Origin of the sequence: Brumimicrobium mesophilum (assembly GCF_003025005.1) — a bacterium.
GTDB classification, from domain to species: Bacteria; Bacteroidota; Bacteroidia; order Flavobacteriales_D; family Crocinitomicaceae; genus Brumimicrobium; species Brumimicrobium mesophilum.
Genome location: NZ_PVSS01000007.1, coordinates 99,711 through 112,843 on the forward strand (window position 1 = coordinate 99,711; position 13,133 = coordinate 112,843).

Genomic DNA, 13,133 nt, shown 5'->3' on the forward strand with positions numbered 1-13,133 from the left:
AATCATGTAATTAAGATTACATATTTAAGTGTTAATTTCTTATTTCAATACGTTTTTTTGTTTTTTGATTGTTGGATTTAGCTTGGTAAAAATAAAATCCATTTTCAAATTTCCTTGTATCCAATTGAATAATGTTTCCTCCTTTTTTATAAGTTTTATTTTCAATTATTTCGTTTATTGAATGGTCAACAGAAAAAATACTTATTTCAACTTCTAGCGGATTATTCATTTCCATAAAAATGGGTACAACTCCGCTCGCAGGTTCCTTCTCAATTGGATGTAAAGTCAAATAAAGTTTCTTTTCAATTTGACCACGTTTCATTCTTCTTACAACAATTCTATACCCTATTAAGAACAATAAAATAAATAAGGTTATCCATGCTATATTCGCTATGGATTGTTGGATATCGATTGCTAACAACATACTATAAAATTATTACACCTTCAATTTTTGCAGCTTCCTCATAAAGCTCAATCACACGATCTGCATTCATCATTACTTCCTTTACACTAATACTCGTGTAAGTACCTTTGCTTGATGGACGAATAGTAATATCCGAAACTTTATCAAACATATTAGTGATCAAAGCAATTTTATGATTGTCGCTTGGAGAAATAAATTTAAACAAGTATAACCTTGGCCATTCTTGTAAATCTAACTGTATTTTTAATTTGTCAAATTGTCCTTCCATATCTATAATTTCGCTAACAAAGTTAACCTTTTTACTTCTTTCTTTACGTTTTCAGGGAGAATATTATAGTTCTCCTTTAGATCTTTGATTAATGGAGAAGTAATCAAAATTTCAGTTGCTTTTAGTTCCTTTAAAAATTCCATTGGGTCAAGTTCTTTACTAATAAGTGCCTCAATTTCGTTCACTTTACTTTCGGGATGCGACCAGTACTGAGCATAAGATAGTTCTGTTTTTAACCAATTTTCAATAACCTGAACAAGTTCTGAATAGTATTGAGCTTTCAAAAGGGCTGATTTAAACAAATTTCTCTGTTTATGAAATTGATGAAATGCAACTATGAATTCATCGGAAAAAGCTGAATCCTCATTTGAAATTTTATGAGTTTTTCCCTTAGGTTTTTCTTGTTCTGTTAATACCAGGAATGCATTAAACTGCTGCTCAAGCTTCTTTATTCTTGATTTCCATACTTGATGAATAGGAGGTCGGGTCAGGAAAAACTGTTTTTGTTCGAAAAATCGCTGTTCCCATAAATCTTCTAAATCTTCATTAGAAGGGTTAGGGAAAAATATTTGAGCTTGTTCAATAGTCATGGAAACAAAATTAATGACTTCTATCAATTATGGTTTTAAATGTTGAATAAATACTTTTTGATCTTATATCAATATTTGGGAGTGTTATTTTATGGGCTTAACTTTCGTTATTATTTGATTTAACACTAAATTCGTCAAACAATTATCATTTTTTGCACTTTTAAACCTTAATAATGAGAAAATTCGAAATCCACTTTTTAATTGTTGCCTTGATTTTTACTACAGTAAATTTGAGTTTTAGTCAAACAAATGGGGAGATAGATAATATGCGCAGTGACACCATTGATGTGCTGGATTATCAAATTAAAATGGATTTAACACAAATGTCGGCTCAAGTGCTTTCCGCTTCTTGTAAAGTTAGCTTTGAAAGTAAAATGAATGCAATCGATGGAATTTCACTGGATTTGCTTCAATTGACAGTTGATTCTGTAAAATCGGGAGCGAATGATTTAACCTATTCATATAACGACACACTTTTACGTATTGATTTTCTAACTCCAATGAATGCTGGAGATCAGAATTCAGTAACTGTTTTTTATCGTGGAACACCCCAAACTGATCCTTCAGGCTTCGGAGGTTTTTATTTCTCAGGAAATTATGCCTATAATTTAGGAGTTGCTTTTCAATCAGAACCGCATAATTATGGTAGAACATGGCATCCGTGTTTTGATAATTTCGTTGAAAGAGCAACGTATGATATTGAATTGACCACTCCACAATCCATAACAGCTTATAGTAATGGTTATATTGAAAATGAAAGTGTTGGAGCAAACAATGAAAATATTCGCCGATGGATTTTAGAAGATGATATTCCAACTTACTTAGCCTGTGTTGGAGCAGCTCCTTACACCCATGTAGCGCAAACATATACGAGTAGTTTAACAAATTCACAAACGCCAGTAATGCTGATTGCAACACCACAAGACACCACTGATTTAAAGAATTCATTTGCGAATTTATTTGGAGCAATGGATGCTTATGAATCTAATTTTGGTCCTTATGTTTGGAATAAGATAGGATTCGCCCTTGTTCCTTTCAACGGAGGTGCGATGGAACATTCTACATGTGTGATGTATCCAAAATTTGCGGTCGATGGAAGTTTGAATTATGAAACTTTAATGGCTCACGAACTTTCTCATCATTGGTGGGGAAATTTGGTGACATGCAGAACAGCGGAGGATATGTGGATCAATGAAGGCTTGGCTTCTTTTAGCGAATCTTTATTCTTGGAACATGTATACGATTATGAAAGGTACATCAGTGAATTAAAGGATATTCATAGAAATGTGATTCAATCTGCGCATACAATTGATGGAGGATTTTTATCGATTTCGGGTGTTCCACATGATGCCACTTATGGAACTCATACCTATAGCAAAGGAGCTACATTAATGCATAATTTGCGCTCACACATGGGTGATGCGAATTTCTTTAACGGACTAAAATCAATTCAAACAAATTATGCTTTTAAAAGTATAAATGCCGAAGAATTTAGAGATGAATTGACAAACTCTACGGGTTACAACACAGATAAATTCTTTGAAAACTATGTTTTTAATCCTGGTTTTAATGGTTTTGAGATCGATTCGTTTATAATAGATACACAAGGAAGTCAATTAGAGGCAAAGGTTTTTATTCAACAAAAACTTTTTGAAACACCTGAATACTTTGAAGATGTCCCTGTTCAAATTACTTTTGTAGATTCTGATTGGAATACCTTTTCCGTAACAAGAAATATTTCTGGGGCTACTCAAAATGTTGATGTTTTGATACCATTTGATCCAGTAATGGTTTACTTAAATAAAGATAGCGGATTGTTGAATGCAGTGACCGGTGAAGATGTAACCGTTTCAAGCGCTTCAATCAAACAAATGAATTATGCTTATTTCTATATGAACGTTCAAGAAGAGAATGATTCATCACTTTTAAGAGTTGAACATTACAGAGTTTCACCAGATGGATTTGGTAATTCAAATGGCGGATTTGAATATGTAATTTCACCAGATCGGTATTGGAGGGTAGATGGAATTATTTCTAATAGCTTTCAAGCCAAAGGAAGATTACTTTATGATGCAAGAGACAATGTAGCCGGGAATTTAGATAATGGACTGATGAAAGATCATAATGGAGTTGTATTTCATGAAGATAGTTTGGTACTATTGTGGAGGCCTAATCAAAAAACAGCTTGGGAAGAATACAGTTTTTACGAAGCCTTTGACTTAGGTAGTTCAACGGATGGTTATGGAAGAATGGAATTAACAGACGTTCTGAAAGGAGAGTACACTTTTGGTTTTCGAAAAAGTTCATTAAAAACAACAGGTGAAAATCTTCCTGATAAAATTAAAATCTATCCAAATCCAACAAAAGACAAATTGCACATTAAATGGGACTTAGCTAAAAAATCAAGTCAATTCAAAATTTTCAACACCAATGGGAAAACTATGGACGAAGAGTTTATGGTTGAAAATAATATGGTAATCTCTACAAAGAAATATCCAAGTGGAATTTATTATGTTGCAATTTATGATCAAAACAATCTAATAGGAAAGCAAAAATTTATAAAAGAATAAATGAAGAGAATTTTAGGAATAGATTTCGGAATGAAACGAACTGGAATCGCAATTACGGATGAAAACAACATTATCGCTTCGGGACTCACCACAGTATTGACGAAAGAAGTAATGACTTTTTTGACTAAAACTGTCAAAGAAAAAAATGTGGGAACACTTGTTCTTGGAGAACCCAAACGTTTAAATATGGAAGATTCTCACAGTTCCCAAAATGTTCGATTGTTCAAAGAAGCTTTGGATAAACAGTTTCCAGATTTAAACATCGTTATGATGGACGAAAGATTTACATCTAAAATGGCAATGCAATCTCTTATTGCAGGAGGTGTCTCGAAAAAGAAAAGACAACAGAAAGAATTAATTGATGAGGTGAGTGCTACGATAATATTGCAGTCATATATGTCGTCAATTTAATCATTGTACCTAATTGTGAATATTCTGTTGAAGAAGAATTGCTAATTTCAATTGCTCACCGGTTTCCATTTAGAGTAGTGGTTAATAATTTTTTTTAGTAGTTTTATATGAAATTCAACACATTATGAAATACTTTCTCTTAGTTGCACTTTTTTGTTCTTTTATTGGCTTACACGCCCAGGAAGAACCTTTACCTCGCTGGCTGACAGATGATGAGAAAGAACAAATGACAACTTATCAATTTAGTGATTATGCTCCACAACGTGGTTCTACAACTCCTCCTAATGGAAATTTGAGAACAATGGCAGAGTGGGAAGAAATCGAGTATTTGACGATAACTTGGGTTCCAAATTACTCTAATACTTTGACAGGAATTGTAGCTGCGGCAGTTAACGAATGTAAAGTTTTAATCATCACACCTAACGAAGCTAATGTAGAATTAACTTTACAAAATGCAGGTGTGTCTACCACAAACGTAGAATATCTTGATAGAAACTATAATTCCATTTGGATGAGGGATTATGCGGCTAACACTGTTTACCAGGATTGGAATGACTCAAGAATTTTAGTCGATTGGATTTATAATAGACCAAGACCACTGGATAACGGGGCGCCTGAAGCGTATGCTAACTTTTTAAATATTCCGATTTATCAAATGACGAGTTCTCCAACTGATGTGATAGCAACTGGTGGGAATTATATGTCGGACGGATTTGGAACGAGTATTTCATCCAAATTAATTATTGATGAAAACGCAATTGGAAATAATTTTGGTGTGACCCCAAAAACAGATCAAGAGCTCAATTCTATTTTTAATTCCTTTATGGGAATTGATAATTACATAAAAGTTGAACGTTTACCATATGATGATATTGATCACATCGATATGCAAATAAAATTCTTGGATGAAGAAACTCTTTTAGTTACTGAATATCCAATGGGAACAGCTGATGGACCTCAAATTGAAGCTAATTTACAATACTTATTATCTAATTTCACTTCAGTTTATGGAACACCTTACCGTGTGATTAGAATTGTAGTTCCACCTTCAACAAGTGGATATTATCCAGACAATAATGGATATTACAGAACTTATGCAAATCAGGTTTTCGTGAATAACACCGTGATTGTTCCTTTTTATAGAGAAGAATATGATACCATTGCACAACGTGTTTTGGAGGAAGCAATGCCAGGATATAATATTGTTGGAGTTAACGTGGATGGCGAAAATGGAGAAACCTTAATTGCTTCTGGAGGAGCGATTCATTGTATCACTCACTCTGTGGGAGTTGAAGATCCATTAATGATTTCACATCAACGTTTAAGAGACACCTATGATAATACAAATCCTTATGAGGTAACGGCGTATATTTCGCATCGATCAGGAATTCAATCGGCAACTTTATATTATAAAATTGGTCAAAACGGAACTTATCAATCGATTTCAATGACGGATATTGGAGGTGAAGATTGGCAAGCGAATATTCCGGCACAAACTGGAGAGTTAGAAGTTTTCTATTATATTGAAGCTGAGTCTAATTCTGGTAAGTCCATTACTCGACCTATGCCTGCACCAACTGGATATTGGAAATTTACAGTTTTTGATGCTGGTGATGTTGGTTTGGATAACGAAGAAATTGAATCTCTTAAAGTTTATCCAAACCCTGCAACTTCTATAACGGTAATTCCTGTTAAAGCAAATGCAGGAGAGTCAGGAGTAATTGAGCTGGTTGATGCAACGGGTAGAAGGGTAGAGTTAATTTACGAAGGTAAATTTCCTCAAGGAGAAAAGAATCACTTTATTGATGCCGATAAATTTGCTCAAGGAACATATTCAGTTCGCATTGCTTCAAATAAAAGAGTAGAAGTTCAGTCATTGGTAATCATGTAAATAGGTGATTTGGTTAAAAAATATACAACTTTAAAACTTGTATTTTATTTGTTAACACTACTTTAGTGTTTGGATTTTTTAGTTGATTTTATGGCTTAGCGAACAAAAACGAAATACTAATGTTTAGTAGAATTAAAAGTAATAATATTGACATTACGCTATTATTCAGATGAATGGAGAGAAAATCGATTCCGTGAACCTTGATTAATACTAACTTAGTCGAAAAATCAGTTTAAACCTATTAAGTAATTGAAGGATATTAGTAAAATAGCGGTCTTACTCTTTGTACGTAGTGCGTACGAAGAATCCAAGCATAAACAGCTTATAAAAGGAGAGAGTAGTAAGAACGTTCAATTATTTCAGTACCTCAATAAACGGATTGTAAATACTGTAAAACAGACACAGTACGATTACTTTGTAATTGATTCTACTAATCAACACGGTGAAACCTTTGCTGAACGATTCAAAAATGCGTTCAAATCAATTTTTGAAAAAGGATATGATGCTGTAATCAGTTTAGGAAATGATACACCTCAAGTTACAAATCAAACGCTTTATGATGTTGTTCATCAATTTGAAAAACATGATGTTGTTGTTGGAAAAACAAATCAAGGCGGAGCTTATACCATTGGTTTAACAAAATATGCGTTTTCAAAATGTTCTTTCGAAGCAGTTGATTGGAGTACAAACCATGTAGTTGAGTCTATAGAAGAACGTGCTATTTTCCAAGGAAGTAGTTATATTCAACTAAAGACAGTGTACACTGAATTGAGTACTCATTCAGATCTAAAATTATTTATTCAACAATTGATTCAAAAGGAAATCTACCTTGTTGAAGATTTTTTCTTTTTAGCTTTAATACCAGCCGTAAATCACCACTATAATTATCGACAGTTAAAAATGAACGCCCTCCAAATTGGCGTTACAGAAATTAGAGGTTCACCTGCAGCCTAGAAGCAATTCTCCGATATTTTTCGGATATTAATTCAATAATTTTTAACTAAAACTAATTCGATATGAAATTTTTCATAACGACCATCTTGTTGATGGTTGGGTTAAATGTGTTGTCTCAAAAGACAATTCAAGGTAAGGTATTCAATGAAAATAATGAAGCCATTCCATACGCAAGCGTAAAAATCATAGGTGAAAACAAGGGGACTCAAACAAATGAAAATGGTGATTTCCAATTAATGGTCAGGGAAACTGATTCAGTTCAATTTTCTGCAATTGGATATGAGACGCAGAGTTTTGCTGTTCTAAACAAATTAGATTGGTCAATTTCAATGGTCTCTTCTGTGAATGAATTAGATGAGGTTGTAATTACAGCCCTTGGTCTAAAACGCAGTAAAAGAGATTTAGGATATGCCATTCAAACTTTGAAAGGAGATGAAATCACAGAAGTTAGACATCCCAACTTGGTTAATGCCTTAGCGGGTCGAGTTGCAGGTGTTCAAACAACAAACGGTTCTTCAGGAGTGGGTTCTTCTTCTCGTATTATTATTCGTGGTGAAACTTCACTTTCGGGAAACAATCAACCACTTTTTGTTGTTGATGGAGTTCCTGTAAGTAACGAGTTCATTGCCAATAACACCGAAAACCTTGAATCAGGTTTCCATGAAGTAGATTATGGAAATGGAATTGGGGATTTCAGTGCTGATGATATTGAATCAATCAATGTTTTGAAAGGTCCTAGTGCCGCAGCTTTATATGGAGCACGTGCTGCAGGAGGAGTAATAATTATTGAAACTAAAGAAGGTAAACGCAGTGAGGGAATTGGTGTAAGTATCAATTCGAGTGTGACTTTTGAACAAATTGCTTTTCTTCCAGAATTTCAAAATACATATGGTCAAGGTTCTGGTGGTGTATTCGCTTATGAAGACGGTCTTGGTAGTGGAGTCGGTGATGGTGGATTGGTAAGTTTTGGTCCTAAAATGGACGGTCAGCTCATTACACAATACGACGGAAGTTCATTCGATGATAATGGGAATCCATTGAGAGGTGGTGATGTAATTGCAAGAAATGGAAATCCAATTACTGCAACGCCATGGACGGAAAGTCCTGATAATGTTAGGAATTTCTTTCAAACTGGAGTTACGAGTCAGCAAAATGTAGCTTTGGCAGGTGCCAATGATAATGGAAGTTTTCGATTGTCATATACACGTATGGATAACGAGGGAACATTACCAAACTCAGATTTTAAGAGAAATAATATTGCTTTGACAAGTACTTATAATTTATCTCCAAGGTTGAGTATTCGAACGCATGCTACTTTTATTAACTCATCTTCAACTCACCGACCAGGTTTAGGTTATGGAAGTGAAAATGTAATGTATTCTTTTCTTTGGATGGGAAGACAAGTCGATTTAACCGCTGCTGAAGATTATTGGCAAGCTGGTCAAGAAGGATTCCGTCAATTCAATTATAATACACAGTGGTTGGACAATCCATTTTTCAATGTTTATGAAAATCGGAATGGGTTCGAGAAAAACCGTTTATTGGGAAATGCGAGTTTAAAATATGAAATTTCAAAGCATTTAAATATTCGTTTTCGTTCAGGTATTGATACTTACAATGATTTGAGAACTTCTCAAAGAGCTTTTAGTACACAACGTTTCAAGAATGGAGCTTATAGAGAAGACGATATTTCTTTTACTGAATTAAACACTGATTTAATGTTGTCTTATGATAATAGTTTTGGTGAAAAATGGGATTTTAACGCAGCAGTTGGAGCAAATAACTTCACGCAGGAAACAAGATATAAAAGTTTGTTGGCTGGGCAATTATCTGTACCAGGAGTCTATAACTTTGAAAATTCTAAAATTGCTCTGGAGGCTTCTCAATTTAATGCACAAAAACAAATTAATTCAGTTTATGGATTGACCGGAATTGGATTTGATAGATTCTTATTCTTGGACTTAACGGTAAGAAATGATTGGTCCACGACTTTGCCGGTTGACAACAATTCATTTGCTTATTATTCTGTAAATGGTGCATTTGTTTTTTCTGAGAAATTAAATTCGCCAGATTGGTTTTCTTACGGGAAATTAAGAGCAAGTACTTCAAGTGTGGGAGCTGATACGGGGCCTTTTCAATTACGAAATACATATTCATTCAACCAAAATTACGGGAGCTATCCACTGTTAACGAATGGCTCAACTTTATTGAATGAAAACTTGAAGCCAGAAAGAATCAATGCTTTAGAAGCAGGAGTGGAGTTATATTTTTTCAATGAACGTTTAGGTGTTGATGTCACGGTTTATCAAAACACGGCCAAAGATCAAATTATCACTTTGCCAACGTCATCTGCAAGCGGTTATTCTGGACAAGTAATTAACGGGGGAGAAATTCAAAGCAAAGGAATTGAAATCATGTTGACAGGAACTATTGTTAAAACAGAAAACTTTAAATGGACTTCATTTGCTAATTTCAGTAAAGGAGCGAGTTATGTAACTGAATTACCAGAAGGAATTGACCAATACACAACAGGATTTGCTCGTTTATACACAACTGCAGAAAACACGATTTTCTATATTGCCAATTCCGAAAACGGTGGAAGAATTGGTGACATGTACGGAACTGGATTTATGAAAACGGATGAAGGTCGAATTATTTATGGTGCAAATGGATTGCCTATTCGTGACAATGAATTGCGTTATTTAGGAAATTACAATCCAGACTTTATTGTTGGTTTTGGAAACAGGTTTGAGTACAAAGGATTTACTTTGAATGTATTACTAGATTGGCGTTATGGTGGGGAGATCATTTCTAGAACAAAAGCAGTTGGATCAACTTCTGGAGTTTTAGCTGAAACCATAGATGGACGAGAAGAAGGAATTATAGGTGATGGAGTTGTGAATGTAGGAACAGAAAGTAATCCAATTTATGAGGAGAATACAACTTCAGTTTCAGCAGCAGAATATTACAATCAATTCTTTAATCGTGCGAATGAAGAGAGTTCAGTTTACGATGCTTCTTATTTGAAAATTAGAGAAATTGGACTTTCTTATACTTTCCCAAATCAATGGGTTTCCAAATTCAATATTGAGGAATTTCAAATTGGTTTAGTTGCACGTAATTTATTCACATGGACAGAAAATCCACATTTTGATCCAGAATTGAGCGCAATGCAAGGAACTTCTCAAATTTATGGAGTAGAAGATTTATCCTATCCTTCTTCAAGAAGTTATGGAATTCAAGTAAAATTTAAATTTTAAAATCATGAAAAAGATACTTATATATACACTCATTTCCTTCCTATTTATAGGGTGTAAGAAATTTGATCAATCCAATATTAATCAGAATGCACCAGAAAATGTAAATCCACAATTTTTATTATCGAATGTACTTTCGGAAGGTTCAAATAATCAAGCTTATTGGGGTTGGCACGCAGGTAGTTTATTGGCACAACATACCTCTAATTTGGAATTCCTACCAGTAGACCGTTACAATTTAGGTTCTAATGAAGGATTATGGACAGCAACTTATCGTTTGATGAAAGATTTAACTGATATCAAAAATAGCGAGCAAGGAAATGATGCTTATTCTGCTGTTGCTGATATACTTATCGCTCATCAGGCCAGCTTGTTGACAGATTTATGGACGAATGTGCCTTATTTTGAAGCCTTAAAAGGTCAGAGCGAAGGAAACTTTACTCCGGCTTTTGACACGCAAGAATCTATTTACACAGGAGAAGGAGGAATTCTTGATTTACTTGAAAAATCAGTGAATACCCTTCAATCTACAACTGATAATATTGATGGAGATATCATGTATCAAGGAAACCTGACAAAATGGATAGCTTTTGCAAATGGATTGAGAATACGTTATTTATTGAGAATTAGCAATCAAGTAAATGTCTCAACGGAAATGCAAGCAATCGTTGATGAGGGTTTGTTATTCCAAAGTTTGTTTGATGAAGCGGTTGTTCCATATTTGTCAGCTTCTCCAAATCAATGGGTGATTTTCACAGAGCGTGAAGGGCGTTATGTCGATGTGCGGATGAGTAAAACAGCAGAGGATATTATTACTCCTTTCAATGACCCAAGGATAGCACATTATTATAAGCCAACGGCAAATTCAACACCTGGAAGTGAGGAGTATAATGGAATTCCAAACGGGTTGAGCAGACAAAGTCAATTAAGCTTTAATTTAAGCGACGTTTCTTTGTTGGGAAGTTATTTGCGTGATGAACCAGATGCTGTAAAAGCAGCTTTTATGACTTTTTCAGAATTACAGTTTTGTTTAGCAGAAGCTGCACACAAAGGATTAATTAGTGGAAGTTCAACCATCTATTATGAAAATGGAATTCGGGCTTCTTTTAACCATTTAGGAGTGGATATCCCAAGTGGATATTTATCACAAATGAATGTTTTACTTAGCTCTGGAGATGAATTAGAGAAAATCATGACCCAAAAATGGATTTCTTCTTTTATGAATGGTTATGAAGCTTGGTTTGATTACCGCAGAACTGGATTTCCAACGCTAACAATTCCTCAAGACAATTTAAATAATGATGTTTACCCTGTGAGATATGCCTATCCTTCAACCGAACAAGCAGTGAATGGTTCAAACTACTCCCAAGCTGTAGGTGCAATCGGAGGTGACACATACAACAGTAAAGGATGGTGGGAGCAATAGAAGATAATTTTAAATTTTGGCAATGGACGTTGGTTATCGCAACCAGCGTCTTGCTGATCTTATTGTCACCATGGGCAAAGAATGCTAAACAATTTTTCGCGGCTAGTTCAAAAGGAAAGTCACCCAATTTTGGAATGCTCACCGGAAGTTTAGTTATTTCTTGGGTCTTTGCAAAATCAATTGCAGTGGCTTCGGATTTAGGGTTTGAACACGGATTTACCGGAGGGTTGGCTTATGCTTCTTATTACGCTTCTTTTTTAGTAGCAGGAGTTATCATTTACCGCATGAGAACAAAAGGAGGAATCACAAGTATTCATTCTTTCCTCAATGAAAAATTTGGTCGACAAGCGCTACAGCTTTTTTCAGTTGTAATTGCCATTCGATTATTCAATGAAGTATGGTCAAATACTATGGTTATTGGCTATTTCTTTGGAGAATATGGGACTGTACCATTTTATTCTTCCGTCATTGTGTTCACAGTTTTGACCTTGGTGTATTCCTTAAAAGGAGGCTTGAGCAGTTCTATTTTTTCTGATTTAATTCAAATTGGATTATTTGGAATCTTAATGATTTCGATTTTGGTGATTTTTAATGGTCAAAGTGAATCAACTATAGGTGAAGTTATCACAGAAGGAGATTTTTCATTTGACAATGGAATCAATCTTATTTTGGTTGGACTTTTACACAGTTTTTCTTATCCTTTTCATGACCCGGTAATGACAGACCGTGGATTTATCAGTAAACCTAAAACTACTTTGTGGAGTTTTATTTTCGCTGGAATACTTGGCGGACTATTAATTTTTGCTTTTAGTTTAGTTGGAATTTTTGGCAGATTAAATGGAGCAGAGTCAAGTGATTTAACCACGTTTGGAACCTTGTTTGGTCCACTTATGCTGTTGATGATTAATTTTATTATGATAGTTTCGGCTTCTTCAACTTTGGATTCTTCGTTTTCTTCTGCTTCAAAATTAATTGCCGTAGATTTAAAAAGAGGGGCTACTTTGAAAGTAGGGCGTTGGTCGATGCTAATTTTCGCAATTGCCGGTTCAATCCCTTTGTTTTTCGATCCCAAAATTCTTTCAGCAACCACAATTAGTGGAGTTATGGTAATTGGATTAACACCTATATTTCTTTTTTGGAAAACTCCTGCACCTAAAATCAGTTATTTCTTAAGTGTTATTGTAGGAATAGTGTTCGGAATAATGACAGCTTTAGATTTATTTCCTGAGCAAATGTTTTTTACAAGTGGTCCATACAACGACTTACTTTGGATAACTTTATTTGCTTTAATAATGTGTTTTATTGTTTACTTTGTTCCGAAATGGCTAAAATTCAAATAAAA

The 13,133-nt window shown here is 34.4% G+C and carries 10 protein-coding genes; 7 read left to right on the forward strand and 3 right to left on the reverse strand.

What is annotated here, in order from left to right:
• Positions 1-31 precede the first annotated feature (31 nt).
• From C6368_RS08910 to C6368_RS08920, 3 genes are read right to left on the reverse strand one after another with little or no spacing between them, the layout of a single operon-like run.
• Complete coding sequence (locus tag C6368_RS08910) at positions 32-424, reverse strand: T9SS type A sorting domain-containing protein (protein WP_107038848.1); 393 nt, start codon at positions 422-424, stop codon at positions 32-34.
• A 1-nt stretch (position 425) separates the two neighbouring features.
• Entirely contained in the window at positions 426-692 is a 267-nt protein-coding gene (locus C6368_RS08915) for a DUF493 family protein (protein WP_107038849.1), read from the reverse strand.
• Positions 693-694: 2 nt separating this feature from the next.
• Complete coding sequence (locus C6368_RS08920; protein WP_107038850.1) at positions 695-1,282, reverse strand: hypothetical protein; 588 nt, start codon at positions 1,280-1,282, stop codon at positions 695-697.
• Between the two features lie 173 nt (positions 1,283-1,455).
• Here C6368_RS08920 and C6368_RS08925 point away from each other — a divergent pair, with 173 nt between their 5' ends.
• From C6368_RS08925 to C6368_RS08955, 7 genes are all read left to right on the forward strand, one after another.
• A complete protein-coding gene (locus C6368_RS08925) occupies positions 1,456-3,852 on the forward strand; it encodes a M1 family aminopeptidase (protein WP_107038851.1) in 2,397 nt (798 codons plus the stop codon).
• Entirely contained in the window at positions 3,853-4,263 is a 411-nt protein-coding gene (gene ruvX / locus C6368_RS08930; protein ID WP_107038852.1) for a Holliday junction resolvase RuvX, read from the forward strand. It begins immediately after the preceding gene.
• 124 nt (positions 4,264-4,387) lie between these two features.
• The gene (locus tag C6368_RS08935; protein WP_107038853.1) at positions 4,388-6,154 is read left to right on the forward strand and encodes an agmatine deiminase family protein; all 1,767 of its coding nucleotides are present in this window, start codon (positions 4,388-4,390) and stop codon (positions 6,152-6,154) included.
• Positions 6,155-6,403: 249 nt separating this feature from the next.
• Complete coding sequence (locus tag C6368_RS08940; protein ID WP_107038854.1) at positions 6,404-7,108, forward strand: DUF2064 domain-containing protein; 705 nt, start codon at positions 6,404-6,406, stop codon at positions 7,106-7,108.
• Positions 7,109-7,170: 62 nt separating this feature from the next.
• Positions 7,171-10,368, forward strand: a complete 3,198-nt coding sequence (locus tag C6368_RS08945) for a SusC/RagA family TonB-linked outer membrane protein (protein WP_107038855.1) — start codon at positions 7,171-7,173, stop codon at positions 10,366-10,368.
• A 4-nt stretch (positions 10,369-10,372) separates the two neighbouring features.
• Entirely contained in the window at positions 10,373-11,791 is a 1,419-nt protein-coding gene (locus C6368_RS08950; protein ID WP_107038856.1) for a SusD/RagB family nutrient-binding outer membrane lipoprotein, read from the forward strand.
• Entirely contained in the window at positions 11,776-13,131 is a 1,356-nt protein-coding gene (locus tag C6368_RS08955; protein WP_107038857.1) for an SLC5/6 family protein, read from the forward strand. Before C6368_RS08950 ends, C6368_RS08955 begins: the two co-directional genes overlap by 16 nt.
• Positions 13,132-13,133 lie beyond the last annotated feature (2 nt).

Coding starts and splice junctions, on each gene's coding strand:
- C6368_RS08910 (WP_107038848.1), bottom strand. CDS start 424: ATGTTGTTAGCAATCGATATCCAACAATCCATAGCGAATATAGCATGG.
- C6368_RS08915 (WP_107038849.1), bottom strand. CDS start 692: ATGGAAGGACAATTTGACAAATTAAAAATACAGTTAGATTTACAAGAA.
- C6368_RS08920 (WP_107038850.1), bottom strand. CDS start 1,282: ATGACTATTGAACAAGCTCAAATATTTTTCCCTAACCCTTCTAATGAA.
- C6368_RS08925 (WP_107038851.1), top strand. CDS start 1,456: ATGAGAAAATTCGAAATCCACTTTTTAATTGTTGCCTTGATTTTTACT.
- ruvX (WP_107038852.1), top strand. CDS start 3,853: ATGAAGAGAATTTTAGGAATAGATTTCGGAATGAAACGAACTGGAATC.
- C6368_RS08935 (WP_107038853.1), top strand. CDS start 4,388: ATGAAATACTTTCTCTTAGTTGCACTTTTTTGTTCTTTTATTGGCTTA.
- C6368_RS08945 (WP_107038855.1), top strand. CDS start 7,171: ATGAAATTTTTCATAACGACCATCTTGTTGATGGTTGGGTTAAATGTG.
- C6368_RS08950 (WP_107038856.1), top strand. CDS start 10,373: ATGAAAAAGATACTTATATATACACTCATTTCCTTCCTATTTATAGGG.
- C6368_RS08955 (WP_107038857.1), top strand. CDS start 11,776: ATGGTGGGAGCAATAGAAGATAATTTTAAATTTTGGCAATGGACGTTG.